Genomic DNA, 22,087 nt, shown 5'->3' on the forward strand with positions numbered 1-22,087 from the left:
ATCATGATCCGCCCCATCAGCCGCCGAAATGGAGTGAAGAAGTGGTCCGGAATCGGCCGGAATGACGTGCCGGCGGGGCCCGGGACCCGCCCTAGAATCAAAGGAGAACCCGCATGGCGCCAAGGGCGCCAGCCACAGGGTGCCAGCTAAGGAGCAACCGTGCGTTTCCTGAATGAGCCCACCACCGACCTGACGTACTCCGACCTGTTCCTGGTACCGTCCCGCTCGGATGTCACCTCCCGCCTGGACGTCGATCTCACGGCCGACGACGGGACCGGCTCGGCGATACCCCTGGTGGCGGCGAATATGACGGCGGTGACGGGGAAGCGGATGGCCGAGACCATGGCCCGCCGCGGCGGCCTTGGAGTCCTGCCGCAGGACGTCCCGCTCGATGTCATCCGGGACGTCACGGCCTGGATCAAGGGGCGCCACCCGGTCCTGGAGACCCCGGTCACGCTCGCGCCCACAGACACCGTCATAGATGCCCTCCACCTGATGGGCAAGCGGCCGCACGGGGCCGTGGTGGTGGTGGATGAATCCGGCGCCGTCACCGGTGTGGTCCGGGCCGCCGACTGCGAGGGCCAGGACCGGTTCGCGTCCCTGGCCTCCGTCGTCCGCCACCAGCCGCTGGTGCTGGACGCCGCACAGCTTGGGAACGGGTCGGCCGCCGCCGCGGCGGATGCCGCGCAGGCCCTCCTCCGCGCCTTCGAGGCGATGGATGCAGCCGGAACCGACTACGCTCCGGTGCAGCAGGACGGCGTCCTGGCCGGCGTGCTCACCCGCAAGGGCGCCCTCCGCTCCACGCTCTACCGGCCCTCCCTGGACGAGGACGGCCGGCTCAAGGTGGCTGCCGCCGTCGGAATCAACGGTGACGTGGCCGGGCGGGCGGCCGAATTGCTGGCCGCCGGCGTAAACGTGCTGGTCCTAGACACCGCGCACGGCCACCAGCAGAAAATGTTCGACGCCCTGGCTGCCGTGAAGGGACTCAACCCCGGCGTCCCTGTGGTGGCCGGCAACGTCGTCACCGGCGGGGCCACGCGTGAACTCATCGAGGCCGGTGCGGACATCGTCAAGGTCGGCGTGGGTCCGGGCGCCATGTGCACCACCCGCATGATGACGGCCGTGGGCCGTCCGCAGTTCAGCGCCGTCCTGGAATGCTCCGCCGCCGCGCGCGAAGCCGGCGGCCGGGTGTGGGCCGACGGCGGGGTCCGCTACCCGCGCGACGTCGCCCTGGCCCTGGCCGCCGGTGCCAGCCAGGTGATGATTGGCTCCTGGTTTGCCGGAACGCACGAAAGCCCCGGGGACCTGCAGCTCGACGCTTCCGGCCGGCAGTACAAGGAAAGCTTCGGCATGGCCTCCGCCCGGGCGGTACAGAACCGGAACCAGCGCGAGGGCGCGTTTGAGAAGGATCGCAAGGCCCTGTTCGAGGAGGGCATCTCCACATCCCGCATGTATGTGGACGCGGCGCGGCCCGGCGTCGAGGACCTGCTGGACATGATCACCGCCGGGCTGCGCAGTTCCATGAGCTACGCCGGCGCTGCCGATCTCCCCGCCTTCCGGGAACGTGCCGTGGCAGGCATCCAGTCCGCGGCAGGCTATGAGGAAGGCCGGCCCGTCCCGCAGAGCTGGTGATTCCCGCACACCCCAAGGACGCGGGCGGGCGGGGGTTGGCGGCGGCTGCTCCTGTAGACTGAAATTCTTATGGACAGTAAATCTAGGTGCCGGCCTGGGGGCTGTCAGCGGAGAACGGAAACCGTTACCGCGCAGTCCACCCGCAGAGCCGGCAAACCCCGTTCACGCGCCCATCATTCTCCGGCCACCCGCCACCCCGGAGCCTTCCAGGAAACAGGGTCGGCCGCCGCCGACCATCCTCCGCCAGGCAGGCCCTTCCAGCACCTACGGCCCCTGCGACGGCCGTTAATTTCCGCCGCCGCCGCTGCCGTGGAAGCAGGCTGCTGACATGGAATGGCTATTCCTCGCAGCAGGCCTCCTGCTCATCCTTGGCACAGGGTTCTTTGTCGCCGTGGAATTTTCCCTCGTCGCCTTGGACCAGTCCACCGTGCAGCGCGCCGTCGATACCGGCGACACCGCCGCCGAGCCCCTGCTCAAATGTCTCAAGTCACTCTCCACCCAGCTCTCCAGCTGCCAGCTGGGCATCACCATGACCACCCTGCTGACCGGCTACGTCATGGAACCGTCCGTCGGCAAACTGCTCGAAGGCCCCCTCACCGCCCTGGGCGTCCCGCCCGCGGCGGCCGCCTCCCTGTCCCTGATCCTCGCAATGGCGCTGGCCACCCTGCTCTCCATGCTGATCGGCGAGCTGGTGCCAAAGAACATGGCCATCGCACTGTCCTTCCCGGTCGGCAAGGCCGTTGCCCGGCCACAGCTGGTGTTCACCGCCATCTTCAAACCCGCCATCGTGGTGCTGAACGGCTTCTCCAACAAGGTCCTCAACGTCTTCGGTCTGGAGGCCAAGGAGGAAATCTCCGGCGCCCGCACCCCGGCCGAACTGGCCTCGCTCGTCCGTCGCTCCGCGGCCATGGGCACCCTCGACGCCGGGACGGCCAACTTCATCTCCCGCACCCTGAAGTTCTCCGGGCGGACCGCCGCGGACGTCATGACCCCCCGCATCCGCGTGGAGACCATCGACGCCGACCAGCCGGTCTCGGATATCGTCGAGGCCGCCAAACGCACCGGATACTCCCGCTTCCCCGTGATCGGCGAGTCCTCCGATGACATCCGCGGCGTGGTGCATATCAAGAAGGCCATCGCCGTCCCCTCGGACCGCCGCGCGAAGCTGCAGGCAGGGGCCATCATGACCGATGTGCTCCGCGTCCCCGAAACCATCCACCTGGACGCCCTCCTGGCCGAACTGCGCGAGGGCAACCTTCAATTGGCGGTCGTCCTTGACGAGTACGGCGGAACCGCCGGCGTCACCACCCTGGAAGACCTCGTGGAGGAAATCGTCGGGGAAGTGGCCGACGAACACGACAAGGTCCGCCCCGGCCTGCTTCAGAGCGCCTCGGGGGACTGGTACTTCCCCGGCCTGCTCCGGCCCGACGAGCTCTCCGAACAGATCCCGGGCCTGACCGTGCCCGATGAGGCTGCCTACGAAACGGTGGGAGGCTACCTCATGAGCCAGCTCGGCCGCATCGCGGCAGTCGGCGACACAGTGGACGTCGACGGCGGGACACTCAGCGTGACCCGCATGGACGGCCGCCGCATCGACCGGATCTGTTTCCGGCCGGCCCGGGAACCCGGCGACGGCGAGCCCGGCGGCCAGCCCGGCAACGAGCCCGGCCCCCAGTCCGGCAGCCAGGCAGGTGCCGCATGAGCGACTGGGCCGGAATTTTGTGGCTTGCCCTCCTGCTGGTGGCCAATGCCTTCTTCGTGGCGGCTGAATTCGCTGTCATGTCCGCGCGCCGCAGCCAGATCGAACCGCTGGCCGAAGCCGGCTCCAAGCGGGCCCAGACCACGCTCCGGGCCATGGAAAACGTCTCGCTCATGCTCGCGTGCGCCCAGCTCGGGATCACAGTCTGCTCGCTGCTGATCCTGCTGGTGGCCGAACCCGCGATCCACCACCTCCTGGCTGTACCGCTGGAAGCGCTGGGCGTTCCTGCGGAGGCCTCCGACATTGTGGCGTTCGCCGTCGCACTGCTGGTGGTGACATTCCTGCACGTCACGTTCGGCGAAATGGTGCCCAAGAACATCTCCGTGTCGGTCGCCGACAAGGCGGCGCTGCTGCTGGCACCGCCCCTGATGTTCATCGCGCGCGTGGTCAAGCCCTTCATTGCGGCCCTGAACTGGTCCGCGAACCATATCCTGCGGCTCATGCGGATTGAGCCGAAGGATGAGGTGACGTCCTCCTTCACGCTTGAAGAAGTGCAGTCGATCGTGCAGGAATCCACCCGCCACGGACTAGTGGACGACGACGCCGGACTCATTACCGGAGCGCTGGAGTTCTCCGAACACACGGCCTCGCGGGTGATGGTCCCGCTGGGAAAGCTCGTCATGCTCAAGGCGGCCACCACGCCGGCTGAATTCGAAAAGTCAGTGAGCCGGACCGGGTTCTCGCGCTTCCCGATGCTCGATGACGACGGCATGCTGGCCGGCTACCTCCACATCAAGGACGTGCTGTCCATTCCGGATGCCGGGTACCACGAGCCGATTGCGGAAAGCCACATCCGGTCGCTGGCGAACCTGGCCATGGACGACGAAATCGAGAAGGCCATGTCCGTCATGCAGCGCACGGGCTCGCATCTGGCCCGCGTGATCGGCCCGGACGGACTGACCCAGGGGGTGCTGTTCCTGGAGGACGTGATCGAGCAGCTTGTCGGCGAAATCCGTGACGCGACGCAGGCCACGGGCTACCGCAGGCTGGGCCAAGACCAGTAAGGGACAGCCCAGCAACGGACACCCCGGTAACGGACAGGTGCGCTGTGGCCCGCCGTGTATCCCTAAATAGGAATGATTCCTATTTAGGGATACACTCGGGCTGTTGCTATTGCTCCTGATTCTCAATAACAGATCCGAGGTTTCCCGTGCGTCGTCCCGCTGCCCGAGCCATGCTGGCTGGTTTTGCCGGCTTAGGCCTCCTGCTCACCGCGTGCAGTCCGACGGCGGGCGGCTCGCGGGGGACCGCGGGCGACGGCGTGATCGACGTCGTGGCATCCACCAGCGTCTACGGCGACATCGTCTCGAGCATCGGCGGCGACAAGGTCCGGGTCACCTCGATCATCAACCGCACCAGCCAGGACCCGCACTCGTACGAGGCAACCACGCAGGACAAGCTGGCGGTCTCCAAGGCGGAGCTCGTGGTGGAGAACGGCGGGGGATACGACGCCTTCATCGACACCCTCGCCACCGACACGGGGCTGGACCACGGCAACATCATCAACTCCGTGGACGTCTCCGGCCTTGCCACCGGAAGTCCGGCACCGGCAACAACTGACGCCGCCGCCCACGCGCACGAGCACGCCGGGCTGAACGAGCACGTCTGGTACAGCCTGCCGGCCATGTCCCGCCTCGCGGACGCCGTCGCGGACAAGCTGGGTTCGCTGGAACCTGGCTCGGCACAGACGTTCCGGACCAACGCTGCGGCCTTCAAGGACTCTCTCGGCGGACTGGAAACCAAGCTCGCCGCCATCAAGGCCTCGGCGGGCCATTCGCCCGTTGCGGTCACCGAACCCGTCCCGCTGTACCTGCTCGAGGACGCCGGACTGGAGAATCAGACCCCGGAGGAGTACACGGCCGCGATCGAGGAAGACGCCGATGTGCCGCCCGCCGTGCTCAAGGCCGCCGTCGACCTCGTGGCATCCCGGGGCGTGAAGCTGCTGGCCTACAATACCCAGACGGAGGGACCCCAGACGGTGACGCTGAAAAAGGCCGCCGAGACCGCCGGCGTCCCGGTAGTGAATTTCAGCGAGACCCTTCCGGACGGCCAGTCCTACCTGCAGTGGATGACCGGGAATGTCGAGAGCATCGGCAAGGCCCTAGGATGATCGGAACAGCGGGAGCAGCAGTCTCCGCGGAAAATCGAGGAAACCCCCTTTGACACCGGTAGTGAGCCTCCGTGGTGCCTCCTTGGCGTTCGGCCAACGGACGCTCTGGGAGGGCCTGGACCTGGACATCAACCCGGGTGAATTCTTTGCCGTGCTCGGTCCCAACGGCAGCGGCAAGACCACCTTCCTGAAGGTCCTGCTGGGGCTGCAGGAACTGAGCACGGGAACTGCCGTGCTCGGCGGCCGTCCTGTTGAGCGGGGTAGCCGCAGGATCGGCTACGTGCCGCAGCAGAAATCATTTGACCCCGACACGCCCCTGCGCGCCCGCGACCTCGTGGCCCTCGGCGTCGACGGCCACCGCTGGGGCATCCGCCTGGGCGGCGCAAAAGTGAACCGGAAGGTCGATGAGCTCCTGGACCTCGTGGGCGCCACTGACTACGCCAAGGTGCCGGTGGGGCAGCTCTCCGGCGGCGAGCAGCAGCGCCTGCGCGTGGCCCAGGCCCTCGCTACGGATCCCAACGTGCTGCTGTGCGACGAGCCGCTGCTCTCCCTTGACCTTCAGCACCAGCAGGCCGTCAGCGCCCTGATCAATAAGCAATGCCGTGAGTCGGACAGCGCCGTGGTGTTCGTGACCCACGAGATCAACCCGATCATGGACTACGTGGACCGGGTCCTGTACCTGGCCGGCGGCCGGTTCCGGGTGGGCACACCCGAAGAGGTCATGACCACCGAGGTGCTCTCGGATTTGTACGGCAGCCACGTTGAAGTCATCCAGGCCAACGGCCGGCTGATCGTGGTGGGGCTGCCGGATGCCACGACGCACCACCACCAGGACGCGCACTCCGTCGCGGGCGAGGTGGGCTAGGTGGATCTGGGCAACCTGCTGCATTCAATCTTCAACTTCGAAAACTACGGCGAGCTGCTGGTCCTGGTGCAGAACTCGATCTGGGCCGGCGCCGTCCTGGGGCTGCTGGGCGGACTCATGGGCACCTTCGTGATGAAGCGCGACCTGGCGTTTGCGGTCCACGGCATCTCCGAGCTCTCCTTCGCCGGGGCAGCTTTCGCGCTGCTGATCGGCGCGAACATCATCCTCGGCTCACTGGCGGGATCGGTCCTGGCGGCCGTGGTGCTGGGGGTGATGGGCGTCCGCGCACGGGACAAGAACTCGATCATCGGCGTCATCATGCCCTTCGGGCTGGGCCTGGGCATCCTCTTCCTGTCCCTGTACGAGGGCCGGGCAGCCAACAAGTTCGGCCTGCTCACCGGGCAGATCGTGTCGGTGGGAACGGTCCAGCTGCAGGTCCTGGCGTTCGCCGCCGTCGTGGTGATGCTGGCGCTGGTCGCCATTTGGCGGCCGCTGACCTTTGCCAGCGTTGACCCGGACGTCGCCACCGCCCGCGGCGTGCCGGTGCGGGCCCTGGCCCTGGGTTTCATGGTGCTGCTGGGAATCAGTGTGGCGCTGTCCATCCAGATTGTCGGCGCGCTGCTGGTGCTGGCCCTGCTGATTACGCCCGCGGCGGCGGCCATGCGGGTCACGTCCTCGCCCCGGCTGGTGGTCACACTGAGCATCCTCTTCGCCATGGCGGCCACCGTGGGAGGCATCCTCCTGGCCCTCGGCGGCCGGCTGCCGATCAGCCCCTATGTGACCACGCTGTCATTCCTGATCTATGTGGCTTGCCGGGTGATCGGCGGCGCCCGGGCCAAGCGGGGGCTCAACGGCAGGGTGTTGCGGGCCGCCTAAGGCCTCCGTACCGCGCCCGGTGACGCCCTGGCGGATTTTCCCCATGTTTGGCGACGACCTCCGGCGAGTCCCGGCGACCTGCCGGTCAATACCGGTCCATGGGGTCCAAGGTGGGGAATTTCCGCAGCCCTGGGCTACTGGCCGGCTTTCAGGGCCGTGCATTCGGGGCACAGCCCGAAGATTTCCACGGTGTGCTCCACAGCCGTGAAGCCGTGCTCCTGCGCGATCCGTGCGGCCCAGGCTTCGACCGCAGGGGCCTCCACCTCCACGGCCTTGCCGCAGTTGCGGCACAACAGATGATGGTGGTGCCCGGTGACGGCGCAGCGCCGGTAAACCGCTTCGCCGTCGGCGTTTCGCAAGACATCCACCAGCCCGTCGTCGGCGAGGGACTGCAGGATTCGGTAGGACGTGGCGAGGGACACCGCAGTGCCGCGCTCCTGGAGGATGCGGTGCAGTTCCTGGGTGCTGACGAAGTCCGCCAGATCGTCCAGGGCGGCACTGACGGCGAGGCGCTGCTTGGTGACGCGCTGTTCCTTGCCCTGCACGGGTGCCGAGGCCTCTGCAGGTGCCGAGGCCGGAACCCGGCTGCTGCCGGCGGTAGCGCCTTGGGACATCATGGAACTCGCTTCGTCAAAGTATTCGCGGGGGTCTCGCTGCGGGGTGGTGGCAATGTCCAAGATTACCAGCGTGCAGGATCGCCGGCAGAGCTCCGTGGACACCGTGACGGCGGGTGCCTAGGCTGACCGGATGAAGCTGACCAAATTCACGCATGCCTGTGTCCGTCTCGAGCAGGATGGCCGGGTGCTCGTATTTGACCCGGGGACTTTCTCGGAAACGGACCAGGCCCTGGCCGGAGCACATACGGTGCTCATCACCCACGAGCACGCGGACCACGTGGACATTGACGCCGTCGCCGCCGCGTTGCAGTCCAATACAGCGCTGGAACTGTTCGCTCCGGAGGGGGTGGCCGCGGCGCTCCGCGGAAAGGCGCCCGACGCCGGGAGCCGGATCCACGCGGCGGCTGCTGGTGAGGAATTTGAGACCTCCGGCTTTGCGGTCAGGACGTTCGGCGGCCAGCACGCGCTCATCCACCCGCAGATCCCCGTCGTGGCCAACGTCGGCTACCTTGTCGATGCCAACGTCTACCACCCGGGGGATTCCTTCGCGATTCCCGACGGCGTGGACGTGAAGACGCTGCTGGTGCCCATCCACGCCCCGTGGAACAAGGTGGGTGAAGTGGTGGACTTTGTGATCGGCGTCCGCGCGCCGCAGGCCTTCCCGATCCATGACGCGCTCCTGAACGACATGGGCCGCGGCCTCATTGAAGGGCACGTGACCCGGATCGGCGCCAAATACGGCACCGAGTACCGGCACCTCTCCAGCGGCGACTCAGCGGAGGTCTAGCCGACGCCGGCCGCAGCCTGCGCTGTTGCGCCTACGCGGGCGCGCTCTACTTCTTCTACGCTGGTGCACTGGCGGCCGAGTCCGGCCATATGCCCGTGTGAAAGAATTCGTGCAGCACAGCTTCGTGGGGCTCGGGGTCCAGGCCGTGGGCCTCGAGCCACTCCGGGTTGTAGTAGTTCCCGGCGTAGCGGTCCCCGGCGTCGCACATCAGCGTCACAATGCTGCCCCGCCGGCCCTCGACGATCATCGCTGCGATCAGCTGCCACACGCCCCAGAGGTTGGTGCCGGTGGACGGGCCGGCGTGCAGCCCGGCGTGTTGTTTCAGGTGCCGCATGGCCGCCACGGACGCGGCGTCGGGAACCTGGATCATGTGGTCGATCACGGCGGGCACAAAGCTCGGCTCCATCCGCGGCCGGCCGATGCCCTCGATGCGTGACGGCCCTGCCGTTGCGCTCCCGCCAGCGGCTGCCCCGCCACCAGCCGCCCCGCGGGTGGCGGGCATCCCGCCGTCGGGCCGGCTGTCCCGCCAGCCCGGATAAAACGCGGAGTTTTCCGGATCGACGACGGCGAGCCTGGTCTCGTGGCAGTGGTACCGCAGGTACCGGCCGATCGTGGCGCTGGTCCCGCCGGTGCCGGCCCCGACCACCACCCAGCGGGGGATCGGATGCTCCTCAAGGGCCAGCTGGCCAAAGATCGACTCGGCGATGTTGTTGTTCCCGCGCCAGTCCGTGGCGCGTTCGGCGTACGTGAACTGGTCCATGTAGTGCCCGCCGGTGCTCCTGGCCAGATCCGCGGCGGCGTCATAGACCTCAGAGGCGTGGTCCACCAGATGGCACGAGCCGCCGAACTGCTCGATCAGGGCGATCTTCTCCCGGCTGGTGGTCCGAGTCATCACCGCGATGAAGGGCAGTCCGAGCAGCTGAGCAAAATAGGCCTCGGAGACGGCGGTGCTGCCGCTGGACGCCTCAACGATCGTGGTGCCCTCCCGGATCCAGCCGTTGACGAGGCCGAAGAGGAACAGCGAACGCGCCAGCCGGTGCTTGAGGCTGCCAGTGCGGTGGGTGGACTCGTCCTTCAGGTACAGCTGGACGCCCCAGTGTTCGGGGAGCGGCACCGAATACAGGTGCGTGTCGGCAGAGCGGTTGTTTTCGGCGTTGATCCGGCGGACGGCTTCGTCGGCCCAGGCCCGGTCCTGCTGATGCGCGGTGTTCACCGCTACAGCCTACCGGGGCGGCGGGACGCCGCAGATAGAGTGGGCGGATGGACACCATTCTTACTGCTGCTGCCCTCAAGGGCCGACTGGACGGACTGGACGGGCTGGACGGACTGGGCGGGGCCCGCGAAGCCGGCCAGCAAACCGTGCTCCTCGATGTTCGGTGGGCGCTGGGGGATCCCCACGGCCACGACCACTACCTTCGCGAGCACATCCCTGGAGCCGTCTTCGTCAATCTGGCCACCGAACTTGCCGGACCAGCGGATCCGGGACGCGGAAGGCATCCGCTGCCGCCGCTGGAGCAGTTCCAGGAATCAGCCCGCCGCTGGGGCATCAACGACGGCGACACGGTCGTAGCGTACGACGACAGCGGCAATATGGCCGCCGCCCGGCTGTGGTGGATGCTACGCAATGCGGGTTTCCGCGAGGTTTACCTGCTCGACGGCGGGTTGGCCGCCTGGCGGTCCGCGGGATTCGAAGTGGCGGCGGGATCGGAACAGCCGGCGCCCGGGAACGTCACCTTGTCCGAGGGCCACATGCCAGCGATCGACGCCGAACAAGCCGCTACCTGGGGCCGCCAAGGACTGTTGTTTGACGCCCGGGCGGCCGAGCGGTACCGAGGGGAAATCGAACCAGTGGATCCGCGCGCGGGCCACATTCCGGGGGCTGTGAGTGCCCCGACCACCGCGAACCTGGAGACCGACGGACGCTTTCTTGGCGCGGCAGAGCTGCGGGCGCGCTTCGAGCGGCTCGGCTACCAGGAAGGCGTCCCCGCTGCCGTTTACTGCGGGTCCGGGGTGACCGCCGCCCACGAAATCGCCGCCCTCGAGATCGCAGGCTTTTCGGCTGCCCTGTATCCGGGATCGTTCTCGGAGTGGTGCCACAGTGCCTCCAACGATGTGGTCACCGGGCCGGAACCGTATGGCGAGGACAAGGTTTCAAAGTAGTCGCCTGAACCGGCTCCTGCCGGACATCGATGTTGAGCGCGCGAAGCTCGGGGGCCCGCGGCTTCAGCGGCTTCCGCGACTTCCGCCGATCCCGAGCTGGAGCCTGAGCCCCTGCCCAGGCCGGAGGTTGAGCCCGAGCCCCAGGAGGTCGGCGCGCGCTGACACTCGCAGCCTGCCGCCAAGTTGCAGGGAAGCCGCCCGCTGATCGATTCGATCGGCGGGCGGCTTTTTCGTGCGGGCAATTTCATCGTCCAGTACGGGATGGCTTGTGGATCAGTCCCTCGTTCAGGCCGCTAGTGAGCCTGTGGGCCGCACATGCTTGAGCTTCTTCGCGTGGTGGCGGAGTTGGCGTCGTTGACGGGAGCCGGGTTGTTCCGGGGCTGGTGGGCGTAGCGGGGTTCCGGGCAGGGGTGGTGCGGTGGAGTGGTAGGTGTGGCCAGTGGGAGTGGTGAGCTCGAGGGTGTGGCGTGGTTCTGGGATGGCCCGGGCGGTCCAGCCGCGGGTTTCTTTGGTGTGGTTGCAGGCTTCGCAGAGTCCGGCGCCGTTGGCCGCGGTGGTAGGTCCGCCGTTGTGGTGGGAAACGATGTGGTCCAGGTGCCGGATAGGGGCGTCGCAGTATGGAGTACGACAGGTGTCGTCCCGGGCCTGGATGAAGCGTCGGAGCCCTGGCGGGAAGATCCGGGCGCGAGAGTCCATGCCGATCAGCTCGCCGGTGCCGGGATGGGTGTACAGCCTGCGGAGCCAGACCTTGAACGCGGCTTCATCACCGAAATCTCCGGACGTGTCTGCGCCGCTAGGGGAACCGCCGGACCTGCTGCCGGATCCTTGTGATCCATCGGGCGGAGCGCCGGTACCTTGGCCCGTGGCCGGCTCCGGGTCCACGGAACCGCCGGCGGGGCCGTCAGGTTCCAACGAGTCGGTGGGCCCGGTGGTGACGAGGGTGCGGGCCCATTGGGCGGGAACGGTGCCGTAGCCGGGAAGGCGGGCCGGTTCGCTGTCGGCCTGGAAGAGGGTGCGGTCGGTCATGACGAGCTGGATCTCAACCCCGGTGATCCCGCCGGGGGTGCCGGCGGCGCGTTCGACGAGGGCATCGGCCATCAGTTGGCCGCGGCTCCTCGGATCCCCGGCGGCGCGTTGGGTGTCGGCGTTCCGGGCCAGGGCGGTGTACACGGCGACGGCCTGGGCGACGGGCAGCAGGGCGGTCAGATAGGCCATGGTGTCCGGGGCCGGGCGGAGGCTGACGTGCCGTTCGGTGGCGGCGTGCGCGGCCCGGTCCGTCACGGAGCGAGGGTCGCACCGGTAGGAGGCAGCCCGGGCTGCGGCGGTGATGGCCCGATCGCCCATCCCGGCAAGGGTGCCGGTGTCCGGGGCGAGTTGGGCGTCGACGGCGGTACGGTCGGCGGCGCTCAGGCAGGCGGTCTCGCGCACGAGGAGGGTGGCGCGCCATTCATTCAGAACCCCGGTTTCCATTGCGGTGAGGGTGTGGGGCATCTCGGTGACTAAGGCTTGGGCCAGCCCCAGGAGGCGGCCGCCTTTGGCGGGGGATTCGCGCCGGGCCAAAGCGATCTGCGCGCCGATCCCGGCCCCGAGATCCTTGGCGGCCACGCCTTGGCTGGCCTGGGCGCGGCGCTGGAGCAGGTCGAAGGTCACCGCGATCCGGGCCTGCGCGGCGGCCGCGGCCGACTTCACGTCCTCGAGTTCCCGGAGCTGGTCGATCATTCCGGCACTGTCCGTGGCCGGGCGGAGGGCGGACACCATCCGCACCAGGTCACCGGCGGACGCCATCAGCGGTGGGTCCGGAATCGCGTCCGGAACGGAAGCAGGAGCGTGCCCGGCGCGGCCGAAGCCGGTGCCGCCGTGCCCTGCCGGAACCCCTTTGGGCCCCTGATTGCCGTCCATAAATCCAGTCTCCCAAAGGGGTCCGACATTGAAGGGAAGGTGTCGGATTGGTGTTGGAGAGATGCAGCCGGTGGAGTAATTGGGGAATCATTGTGACCGAACCGTGTGGAGTGCTTCCGGAGGAGTTCGCGCGCAGGGCTGCGGCGGCCCGGGTCCATAATTGCGTTGAAAGCCCGTGGAGTAGCTGCCGGAGGGTGTGGCCGTGATCGAACCCCGTAGTGCTCCCGCGGCGGCTTAGCCCGCAGTGTGGCGGACCGCCGCAGGGCAATAGTGCCTCGGCGGCCGGCGTCATATGTTCAGCGTGCCGGGTCAGACGCCCGCGGCCCAGGGACCGGAGTGACGCCCGGGGCCCGTGGACCGGTCAACAGTGCCCACACCGCGGCTGGCCCCACCAAAGTGGAATACGGACCGGGACCGGGGGTAGCGTCAACGTATGACACCTGGACGTCCCGTACCCCCGCCCCTCGCCAAGCCGCTGCCGGATTCCGAACCCACTTCCGGCACCACCGAGCACACCACCGCGGGCAGCGTGGCGCAAACCGCCGGCCCCACCCTGGCCGCCGCGTACGGTGCCACCGCACCGGATAGCGGACTTGTTCCCTTGACCGTGTCCCGCCGGGCGCCGAAGGCGGACGATGTCGAGATCGCCGTCGAATTCTGCGGACTGTGCCACTCGGACGTGCACGCCACCCGCGGCGAATGGGGCGGCGACACCTATCCGTTGATCCCGGGCCACGAGGTCGTCGGCCGGGTCACCCGGCTTGGCTCCGCCGTCGATGACTTCACGGTGGGTGAGCGCGTGGGCGTGGGCTGCATGGTGGATTCCTGCCGCGAATGCGAAAGCTGCCTGGACGGCCTCGAGCAGTACTGCGAAAACGGCCTGGTGGGAACCTACGGCGCTAAGGATCCCCGCAACGACGGCGCCATCACCCAGGGCGGCTACGCCACCTCCATCGTGGTGGACCGGAGCTATGTCCTGCGGGTCCCGGAGACCCTGGATCCTGCCGCCGCCGCGCCCCTGCTGTGTGCAGGCGTCACCACGTATTCGCCCCTGAACTACTTCGAGGTCGAGGAAGGCGACGTGGTCGGCGTCGTCGGACTGGGCGGCCTCGGCCACATGGCCGTCAAGATCGCCAAGGCCATGGGCGCCGAGGTCAAGGTCTTCACGACGTCGGAGAACAAGTTCGCCGCGGCGCGCGAGCTGGGCGCCGACGACGTCATCCTCTCCACTGATCCGGCCGCTATGGACGCCGCGAACCGCAGCATCGACGTCATCATCGACACCGTCGCCGCGCCGCACGACCTCAACCCCTACTTCCGCACGCTGCGCCGCGACGGCGCGCTGTTCCAGCTGGGCATGCCCCCGACGGCGATGCCGTCCGTCAATCCCGGGGCGCTGATCCGGCGCCGGATCGCGTACGCGGGGTCGCTGATCGGCAGCATCGCCGAGACCCAGGAGATGCTGGATTTCTGCGCTGAACACGGCGTGGTGTCCGACGTCGAGGTCATCGGCGCGGACCAGCTCAACGAAGCCTACGACCGCATGGTGGCCGGCGACGTGAAGTACCGTTTTGTCCTGGACGCCAGCACACTGGGGTCACCGGCAGAAAAGGCAGACGCGTGAGCACTCTCTTCACCAAAATCATCAAGGGCGAGATCCCGGGCCGCTTTGTATGGCGCGAGGACGACGTCGTGGCATTCCTGACCATGGGCCCGCTGGCCGACGGCCACACCCTCGTGGTGCCCACTGAGGAAGTGGACCGCTGGACGGACGCCTCGCCGGAGGTCCTCGGCCGGGTCATGGAAGTTGCCCGCAAGATCGGTGCCGTCCAGGTGGGCGTGTTCGACGCCTCCCGGGCAGGGCTCATCGTGGCCGGCTACGAAATCAACCACCTGCACGTCCACGTGTGGCCCTCCAACTCGATGGCGGACTTTGATTTCGGCTCGGCGGACCAGCACCCGGATCCGGCCAGGCTGGACGCCAACGCGGAAAAGCTCCGCGAAGGCCTCCGCGCGGCCGGCCACGCCGAGCACGTCCCGGCCGCCTAGAAACGACGCCACCCACGGCCGCCAACTGGCGCCGGCGCAGCACCCCAAGGGGTTTACGCCGGCGCCAGCACTTTGTTGAGCGCCGCCCGGATGCGCTTCTCGGACACCGAATAGGCGGTCCCGAGTTCGACGGCGAAGAGGCTCACCCGCAGTTCTTCGATCATCCAGCGCACGTGGGTTAACTCGGCGCCGGCCCGCCGTCCAGGCAGCAGCGCGGAGACGGCGTCGTCGTAGTCGTCCTCGAGGGCCTGGACGGCCGCCATGTGCTGGGCGTCCCGCTGGACGTTGCCTGCCAGCTTCTCGAGGCGCTTCTCGATCGCCGTGAGGTAGCGGGGCAGCTGGCTGAGCTGGGCGTAGCCCGTCCGTGCCACAAAACCCGGGTACACGAGCTGCTCCAGCTGGCTCTTGACGTCATTGAGCGCGCTGATCAGGGCCAGGCTCGTGGTGCCCTTGAGCTGCTTTTCGATCCGGCCCGTGCTGGCCAGGATGCGCTCGACGACGGCGGTCACCGTGAAGACCGTATCGATCAGCTCCGCCCGGACAGTCTCGTAGAGCGCCTTGAACGATGCCTCGTCCCAGGGCAGCCCGGCCGGCGTGAGCTTGTCGATGGCGGCCAGGGCGCAGTCAGCGATCAGGGCAGTCACGGAGCCGTGCGGGTTCTGGCTGAACGTCAGTTTCTCGGTGTTGTTCAGGTGCTCCAGGACGTACCGGTCCGGTGGCGGCACCTTGAGGGCCAGGAGCCTGATGACTCCGCCGCGCATGGCTTCCTGCTGCTCGGACGCAGTCTGGAACAGCCGCAGGGCCACGGAAGTTCCCTCGTCCACCAGGGCGGGATAGCCGGTGACGGTGTGCCCGCCCACGCTGCCCTGGACCTGGCGTTCGACGGTTCCGAACGTCCAGTCCTTGAGCCCGGACTTTTCTGTGAACCCGCCAGGGGACGCGGCCGCACCGAGGAGAGGCGCCGACGTGCCCGCCCGAGCCGTCCGGGTCGTTTCCTTCCCGTTCGAGGTCCCGTTCGTGGCAGCTTTCCCCCTGGCCGCAGTCCCCTTCGCCGGGGCGGTGGTGCCAGGTGTGGCGCCGAGGGATTCCGCGATTGCCCGGCGGGTGGCAGGGGCAAGCCGCTCCTGCAGCGCGCTGAGGTCTTTGCCCTCATCCAGGACCTTGCCGCGGGAGTCGACCACCCGGAAGCTGACGCGCAAGTGTGCCGGCACGGCGTCCCAGTTCCAGGAACCCGGCGGGATGACCTGTCCGCGAATCCGGCGCAACACGAGCTCCAGGGAAGACTCGAGCTCGTCCGTTGCGGGATCGAAGTCGGCTTCCAGCGCCGCGACGGCCTGGCGGGCCACGTCCGGCGCCGGGACGAAGTTCTTGCGGATCTGCTTGGGCAGCGACTTGATGAGCGCCGTCACGAGTTCCACACGCTGCCCGGGGATCAGCCAGCGGAACGCGGCGTCGTCGAGCTGGTTCAGGAACAGCACGGGGACCTCGGCGGTGACGCCGTCGGACGGATTCGGCGGCGAGCCGGGCGCAACGGGGTGGAACTCGTAGCTCAGCGGCAGTTCAAAACCCTTGTGCAAGAGCGTCTTGGGATAGGCCGATTCGTCCAGGGCCGCGGCGTCCTCGCTGATCAGCAGGGACTTCTCGAAATCGAGCAGCGCCGGATCCTGCTGCCGGGCATCCTTCCACCACTTGTCGAAGTGCCGCTCAGAAACGACGTCAGCGCCGATCCGGGCATCGTAGAACTCGAACAGCGTCTCGTCGTCCACCAGGATGTCCCGGCGCCGCATCCGGGCCTCGAGCTCCTCGACTTCGTGGAGGAGTGCGCGGTTGCGGTGGAAGAACTTGTGGTGGGTCTGCCAGTCACCTTCGACCAGGGCATGGCGGATGAAGAGCTCACGGCAGAGCTCCGGTTCCACCTTGCCGTAGTTGATGCGCCGGCTCGGGATGATGGGCACCCCGTACAGCGTGACCTTTTCGTGGGCCATCACCGAGCCCATCTTCTTGGACCAGTGCGGTTCGCTGTAACTGCGCTTGACCAGGTCCGGGGCCACCTGCTCGGCCCAGAGCGGATCGAACTTCGCCGCGACGCGGGCCCAAAGCCGGCTCGTCTCGACGAGTTCGGCGGCCATCACGAAGGTGGGTGACTTCTTGAACAATGCCGAGCCCGGGAAGATCGCAAAGCGGCTGCCGCGGGCGCCGGCGTACTCGCGCTTGCGCTCGTCGAGGATGCCGACGTGGCTCAGCAGCCCCGAGAGCAGGCTGATGTGGATGCCGTCGTGGTTGCCCACCGGATCGGCAAGGCGCTTGTTGTCCAGGCTGATGCCCAACGGCCGGGCCATCTGCCGGAGCTGGGCGAACAGGTCCTGCCACTCCCTGACCCGGAGATAGTTGATGAATTCAGTGCGGCAGAGCCGGCGGAACGCCGTGGAGGAGAGCTCCTGCTGCTTCTCCTGCAGGTAGTTCCACAGGTTCAGGTAGCCGGTGAAGTCCGAGTTCTCGTCCCGGAAGCGGGCGTGCTTCTCCGCCGCGAGCTGCTGCTTGTCGGTCGGGCGCTCACGCGGGTCCTGGATGGTCAGGGCGGCGGCCAGGATCATGACTTCGCGGACGCAGCCGCGCTTTCCGGCCTCCACGATCATCCGGCCAAGCCTGGGGTCCACCGGCAGCTGCGCCAGCTGCTGCCCGACGGCGGTGAGTCCGCTTCCGGGGCGGCCGGAACCGCGGCGCTGCCCGCCGTCGCGCTGCCCGACGTCGTCCGTTGGCTCCTGCTGCCGGGCGGCGCTGAGGGCGCCGAGTTCGCGCAGGAGGCTGACGCCGTCGTTGATGGCGCGCGAATCCGGCGGCTCGACGAACGGGAAGTTCTCTACATCCTTCGGTCCGCGGGCCACGCCCATGGCGGTCATCTGCAGGATGACGGCCGCGAGGTTGGTGCGCAGGATCTCCGGGTCCGTGAACGGCGGCCGAGACTCGAAGTCCTCCTCGGAGTACAACCGGATCGCGATACCGTCGGAGACACGGCCGCAGCGGCCCGAGCGCTGGTTGGCCGAGGCCTGGGACACACGCTCGATCGGCAGGCGCTGAACCTTGGTCCGGTGCGAGTAGCGCGAGATGCGCGCGGTGCCGGTGTCGATGACGTACTTGATGCCGGGGACAGTCAGCGAGGTTTCGGCGACGTTGGTGGCCAGCACGATCCGGCGCTTGCTGCCGGGGTGGAAGACCTTGTGCTGCTCCTGCAGGCTCAGCCGCGCGAACAGGGGAAGGACCTCGGTGCCGGCCAGGCGCCGGTTGGACTGGATGCGGGTGTTGAGTGCCTCCGCCGCGTCGCGGATTTCGCGCTCGCCGGAGAAGAAGATCAGAATGTCGCCCGGCGCCTCCGTTGCGAGTTCGTCGACGGCGTCGCACACCGCGTCCAGCGGGTCCCGGTCCTCCTCGAGTTCGTCGTCCGCAGCTGCGCCTTCCCCGGCTCCGTCTTCGGCGCCGCCGGCGGGCTGGGACAGCGGGCGGTAGCGGATTTCCACCGGGAATGTCCGGCCCGAGACCTCGATGATGGGGGAGGGCTCTTCCTCGCTGCCGAAGTGCTTGGCGAAGCGCTCCGGATCGATGGTGGCCGAGGTGATGATGATCTTCAGGTCCGGGCGCTGCGGCAGGATGCGCTTGAGGTAGCCGAGGATGAAGTCGATGTTGAGGCTGCGCTCGTGGGCCTCGTCAATGATGATGGCGTTGTACCTGCGCAGGAGCTTGTCGCGCTGGATTTCCGCCAGCAGGATGCCATCGGTCATGAGTTTGACCTTGGTGGACCGGCTGACCTCGCCGGTGAAGCGGACCTGGAAACCCACTTCTTGGCCGATCTCGACGCCGAGTTCCTCCGCAATGCGCTCGGCCACCGTGCGGGCCGCCAGCCGGCGTGGCTGGGTGTGCCCGATCAGTCCGTTCTCGCCCAGGCCGAGTTCCAGGCACATCTTGGGAATCTGGGTGGTCTTACCCGAGCCTGTCTCGCCGGCGATGATGGTCACCTGGTTGGCCGCGATGGCGGCCATCAGATCTTCGCGGCGCTCGGAAACCGGCAGGTCGGCGGGGTAGGAAATATGAAATGTCATGGCTGGAGACAGTCTACTGGGGCGGGCTGTCTACCGGAGTGGCGACGGCGGACGTTCAGTCACCCTGTTCTGGCACGCTGGGCCGTCACACGGTTGAACTCGGGTGGTCGCCTGCGCTGCTAAGTCCTGGCGCATGTCGAGGGCCCGGTCGGTGACCGGGCCCGATGGGCAGGTGGGCAATACGTGCGCGGACTCAGAAGTTCCGGAGGGTGTAATTGATGCTCGGCAGGTCCCGGGCCATCCAGTATTCATCCGAGCGGACGGGAGGAGTGTGGCCGAGGCCATCCTTGCGGAGGGCGGCGATCGTGGCGGTGACGCCGGCAAGAACCAGGATGATGAGGGCGAATCCGAGGAGTTCCATACCTCTATGGTTCTCCGGTTCGGCCTCTTAAAAAAGTGGCAGAAATGACCAAAAAGCTATAATTTCTGCCACTGTTTCTGCCACAATGGAGTCATGATCAAATCAGTGGCAATGATCGTGGTCCCCAACTTCTCGATCTTCGAGTTTGCGACCGCCTTTGAAGTCTTCGGCATAGACCGGTCGGACCGCGGAAACGGCGTGCCAAGCTTCGATTTCCGCGTCTGCGCTCCGGAGCCCGGCGACGTCCCGCTCAAATCCGGCCTGTCCATGCACGTTGGTCTCGGGCTGGAAGCAGCCGCGGACGCGGACCTGGTGGTGATGGCGCCGTACGGCCGCGACGAGGATGTTCCCGAGTCCGTCCTGGACGCATTGCGGGCGGCGCATGCCCGCGGCGCCTGGGTGATGTCCATCTGCTCCGGGGCCTTCGCCCTGGCCCGCGCGGGGCTGCTCGATGGCCGGCGCTGCACCACGCACTGGCACTACTCCCAGGAGCTGGCCAGCCGGTACCCCGCTGTCCTGGTGGATGAAATCGTCCTCTACGTCGAGGACAGCCGGATCATCACCAGCGCCGGCACGGCCGCCGGGATCGATGCCTGCCTGCACCTGATCCGCGTCGAGTTTGGTGCAAAAGTGGCCGCCGCCATCGCCCGGGACATGGTGGTCCCGCCGCACCGGGACGGCGGCCAGGCCCAATACATCGACCGGCCCATTCCGCAGTGCGGCTCGGAGCCCATGGAACGGCTGCTGCAGTGGATGGTGAGGCATCTGGACGAGGAACACGCGGTCAACGAACTGGCAGCCCGGGTCCATATGTCGCCGCGGACGTTCGCGCGGCGCTTCCGCGCGGAAACAGGAGCCACCCCGGCGGCATGGCTCAATTCCCAGCGGGTGCTGCGCGCCCAGGAGCTGCTGGAGACTACGGAGCTCAATATCGACGAAGTGGCGCGGGAAGCCGGCTTCGGGCATTCGGTGCTGTTGCGGCACCACTTCGCAAAGGCGCTGGACACCAGCCCCCAGTCCTACAGGCGAACGTTCCGGGGACACCTGGCCACAGCCTAGTCCGCGGGTCAGTCAAGGCCCGGCGGAGCCGCCTCCTCTTCGGCCGCGGCCCGGGCGCAGTCGACGAGGTCGCGCCATGGTCCTGTCAGTTCACGCTCCGGCAGGACCGCCCGGCGCTGATCGGCCCGGATGCTGTACATGAACCGGTCCGGCTGGCCGGCTGCTCCCACAGTCCCGCCGACGGCGTCCCATGGGCAGGCCTCGATCAGCGGCTGCCACCGGTCCGTGTCGTCCGGCGGCTCGGGCCGGACAGTCCACGTCAGTTTCATGCCGGCCACGCCGCCGCTGCGCTGGACAGTGATTTTCATTCGACTCGGATCTTCATTGGACTCGGATCTCAATCGGACTCGATCCGCAGGGGCCTGGCTTATCGTCGGGCTCCCGGGAACTTGACCTTCACAGTTTCCCACGCGGAGCGCACGGCGTCATGCTCTTTGGAATCCTCCCCGAAAAGCTCCTTGGCTGACGCGGCAGTGGCCTTGGCGAAGGCGCCGAACGTGGCATTGGGGGATAGTGTGCCGCCCGTCAGGGTCTCGTACCAGATCCGTGCCGGCGCATCCCAGGCATTGCCGCCGAGGGAGGTGGCAACCAGGCAGAACGCACGGTTCGGGATGCCGGAGTTGATGTGCACTCCGCCGTTGTCCGCACTGGTGCGCACGTACCCGTCCATCGAGTCCGGCTGCGGGTCCTTGCCGAGCACGTCGTCGTCGTACGCCGTCCCCGGGGCCTTCATGGACCGCAATGCGGACCCCTGCACCTGGTCCGTGAAGAGGCCCTCGCCGATCAGCCAGCTGGCCTGCGCCGTCGACTGCTTACGGAAGTACTGCTCCACGAGAGCCCCGAAGACATCGGACATCGACTCATTCAGGGCGCCGGCCTGATTGCGGTAGAGAAGCCCGGCAGAGTACTGGGTGACCCCGTGGGTCAGTTCGTGGCCGATCACGCTGAGGGATTTCGTGAACCGCTCGAAGACCTGGCCGTCGCCGTCTCCGAAGACCATTTGCTGGCCGTCCCAGAAGGCGTTGTCATACAGGCGGCCGTAGTGGACGCTGGCATCCAGGCGGAGGCCCTTGCCGTCGATCGAATTCCGTCCGAAGGCTTCCGCGTAGAGCCGGTGCGTGTGCCCCAGGCCGTCATAGGCCTCATCGGCGGCGGGATCGCCAGTGGGCGGTTCGCCTTCTTTGCGGACCACGCTGCCGGGCAGCTGCTCGGCGAACTTGGCGTCGTAGACCGTCCGTTCCGGCGGAGAAGGCTTGATCTCCCGCAAGCCAGGCTGGCCGCCGGGCCCGGGCACGGTGCGGGAGGCCTGGAAGCCAGGCACGTGCTGCAGGGCTTGCTTGGCCGCCCGGGCGGCCAAGGAGAGCTCAGGCTCGCGCTGTGCGGCCAGGCGGCGGAGCATATAGGGCGGAATGATGGAGCAGTACGGAGTTGGAACGAACATGAGAGACCCCTTCACGCTACGGGGCGTGCCGGATAGCCGCCACCGATGACATCAGACTACGAGCGGGGACTGACATTCGGCAGGGTCAAAACCGCTGGATTTGCGCGTTTTTCGCCGACCTCAGGCGGATCGGGAAACAAAAAACCCCGCCGTTTCAGTGAAACGGCGGGGTTTTCCGGCGATGCCGGTATTTTGTGCCCTCGATAGGATTCGAACCTACGACCTTCTGCTCCGGAGGCAGACGCTCTATCCCCTGAGCTACGAGGGCATCCAGGGATCCTGCCGTTACCGGCGGGACGTCCTAGAGCTTAGCAGGAAGGTGGCCTCCAACGGAAAATCGCCACTCATTTGTGGAGCCACGTGCATGCCAACTGCCCA

Annotated in this window: 18 protein-coding genes and 1 tRNA gene; 11 read left to right on the forward strand and 8 right to left on the reverse strand. The window is 67.5% G+C overall.

Annotated elements, in window-relative coordinates:
* The first annotated feature begins 159 nt into the window (after window positions 1-159).
* From AC1DDO_RS10835 to AC1DDO_RS10860, 6 genes are all read left to right on the forward strand, one after another.
* Window positions 160-1,632, forward strand: coding sequence for a GuaB1 family IMP dehydrogenase-related protein (locus AC1DDO_RS10835; RefSeq protein ID WP_476971819.1), 1,473 nt, complete (start codon window positions 160-162; stop codon window positions 1,630-1,632).
* Between the two features lie 328 nt (window positions 1,633-1,960).
* The gene (locus AC1DDO_RS10840) at window positions 1,961-3,334 is read left to right on the forward strand and encodes a hemolysin family protein (RefSeq protein ID WP_476869815.1); all 1,374 of its coding nucleotides are present in this window, start codon (window positions 1,961-1,963) and stop codon (window positions 3,332-3,334) included.
* Window positions 3,331-4,395, forward strand: a complete 1,065-nt coding sequence (locus tag AC1DDO_RS10845) for a hemolysin family protein (RefSeq protein ID WP_476971820.1) — start codon at window positions 3,331-3,333, stop codon at window positions 4,393-4,395. The genes AC1DDO_RS10840 and AC1DDO_RS10845 overlap by 4 nt, the downstream gene beginning before the upstream one ends.
* Window positions 4,396-4,541: 146 nt before the next feature.
* Complete coding sequence (locus AC1DDO_RS10850) at window positions 4,542-5,501, forward strand: metal ABC transporter solute-binding protein, Zn/Mn family (protein WP_476869817.1); 960 nt, start codon at window positions 4,542-4,544, stop codon at window positions 5,499-5,501.
* A 49-nt stretch (window positions 5,502-5,550) separates the two neighbouring features.
* Window positions 5,551-6,366 (forward strand): metal ABC transporter ATP-binding protein, encoded by an 816-nt coding sequence (locus AC1DDO_RS10855; protein ID WP_441407476.1) that lies wholly within the window; start codon window positions 5,551-5,553, stop codon window positions 6,364-6,366.
* A complete protein-coding gene (locus AC1DDO_RS10860) occupies window positions 6,367-7,242 on the forward strand; it encodes a metal ABC transporter permease (RefSeq protein ID WP_441407477.1) in 876 nt (291 codons plus the stop codon). It abuts the gene before it with no gap.
* Between the two features lie 134 nt (window positions 7,243-7,376).
* Here AC1DDO_RS10860 and AC1DDO_RS10865 read toward each other — a convergent pair whose 3' ends face one another.
* A complete protein-coding gene (locus AC1DDO_RS10865; RefSeq protein WP_476869822.1) occupies window positions 7,377-7,856 on the reverse strand; it encodes a Fur family transcriptional regulator in 480 nt (159 codons plus the stop codon).
* Window positions 7,857-7,989: 133 nt separating this feature from the next.
* Here AC1DDO_RS10865 and AC1DDO_RS10870 point away from each other — a divergent pair, with 133 nt between their 5' ends.
* Window positions 7,990-8,646, forward strand: coding sequence for an MBL fold metallo-hydrolase (locus AC1DDO_RS10870; protein WP_476869818.1), 657 nt, complete (start codon window positions 7,990-7,992; stop codon window positions 8,644-8,646).
* A 55-nt stretch (window positions 8,647-8,701) separates the two neighbouring features.
* Here the strand turns inward: AC1DDO_RS10870 and AC1DDO_RS10875 are convergent, their stop codons facing one another.
* A complete protein-coding gene (locus AC1DDO_RS10875) occupies window positions 8,702-9,859 on the reverse strand; it encodes a PLP-dependent cysteine synthase family protein (protein WP_476971821.1) in 1,158 nt (385 codons plus the stop codon).
* 47 nt (window positions 9,860-9,906) lie between these two features.
* Here AC1DDO_RS10875 and AC1DDO_RS10880 point away from each other — a divergent pair, with 47 nt between their 5' ends.
* Window positions 9,907-10,806, forward strand: coding sequence for a sulfurtransferase (locus AC1DDO_RS10880; RefSeq protein WP_476869820.1), 900 nt, complete (start codon window positions 9,907-9,909; stop codon window positions 10,804-10,806).
* Window positions 10,807-11,091: 285 nt separating this feature from the next.
* On the opposite strand, the gene AC1DDO_RS10885 is transcribed toward AC1DDO_RS10880, so the two are convergent.
* Window positions 11,092-12,705 carry an HNH endonuclease gene (locus AC1DDO_RS10885; RefSeq protein WP_476971822.1) on the reverse strand — a complete coding sequence of 538 codons (1,614 nt, stop codon included), beginning with the start codon at window positions 12,703-12,705 and terminating at the stop codon, window positions 11,092-11,094.
* A gap of 433 nt (window positions 12,706-13,138) precedes the next feature.
* Between AC1DDO_RS10885 and AC1DDO_RS10890 the strand changes: the two genes are divergently transcribed.
* On the forward strand, window positions 13,139-14,329 hold the full coding sequence (locus AC1DDO_RS10890; protein ID WP_476867790.1) for an NAD(P)-dependent alcohol dehydrogenase: 1,191 nt from the start codon (window positions 13,139-13,141) through the stop codon (window positions 14,327-14,329).
* Window positions 14,326-14,754, forward strand: a complete 429-nt coding sequence (locus AC1DDO_RS10895; RefSeq protein ID WP_476867789.1) for an HIT family protein — start codon at window positions 14,326-14,328, stop codon at window positions 14,752-14,754. The genes AC1DDO_RS10890 and AC1DDO_RS10895 overlap by 4 nt, the downstream gene beginning before the upstream one ends.
* Before the next feature lie 53 nt (window positions 14,755-14,807).
* On the opposite strand, the gene hrpA is transcribed toward AC1DDO_RS10895, so the two are convergent.
* The gene (gene hrpA / locus AC1DDO_RS10900; protein WP_476867788.1) at window positions 14,808-18,848 is read right to left on the reverse strand and encodes an ATP-dependent RNA helicase HrpA; all 4,041 of its coding nucleotides are present in this window, start codon (window positions 18,846-18,848) and stop codon (window positions 14,808-14,810) included.
* Between the two features lie 193 nt (window positions 18,849-19,041).
* The gene (locus AC1DDO_RS10905) at window positions 19,042-19,209 is read right to left on the reverse strand and encodes a hypothetical protein (RefSeq protein WP_476867787.1); all 168 of its coding nucleotides are present in this window, start codon (window positions 19,207-19,209) and stop codon (window positions 19,042-19,044) included.
* Between the two features lie 93 nt (window positions 19,210-19,302).
* Here AC1DDO_RS10905 and AC1DDO_RS10910 point away from each other — a divergent pair, with 93 nt between their 5' ends.
* Window positions 19,303-20,268, forward strand: coding sequence for a GlxA family transcriptional regulator (locus AC1DDO_RS10910; RefSeq protein WP_476971823.1), 966 nt, complete (start codon window positions 19,303-19,305; stop codon window positions 20,266-20,268).
* Between the two features lie 8 nt (window positions 20,269-20,276).
* Here the strand turns inward: AC1DDO_RS10910 and AC1DDO_RS10915 are convergent, their stop codons facing one another.
* The 3 genes from AC1DDO_RS10915 to AC1DDO_RS10925 all read right to left on the reverse strand — a co-directional run bounded on the left by AC1DDO_RS10915 (window position 20,277) and on the right by AC1DDO_RS10925 (window position 21,977).
* On the reverse strand, window positions 20,277-20,576 hold the full coding sequence (locus AC1DDO_RS10915; RefSeq protein WP_476867785.1) for a protealysin inhibitor emfourin: 300 nt from the start codon (window positions 20,574-20,576) through the stop codon (window positions 20,277-20,279).
* Window positions 20,577-20,635: 59 nt separating this feature from the next.
* Complete coding sequence (locus tag AC1DDO_RS10920) at window positions 20,636-21,709, reverse strand: M4 family metallopeptidase (RefSeq protein ID WP_476867784.1); 1,074 nt, start codon at window positions 21,707-21,709, stop codon at window positions 20,636-20,638.
* Window positions 21,710-21,904: 195 nt separating this feature from the next.
* Window positions 21,905-21,977 (reverse strand) — tRNA-Arg (locus tag AC1DDO_RS10925).
* Between the last annotated feature and the right edge of the window lie 110 nt (window positions 21,978-22,087).

This window comes from Arthrobacter sp. 10N43, assembly GCF_056394525.1.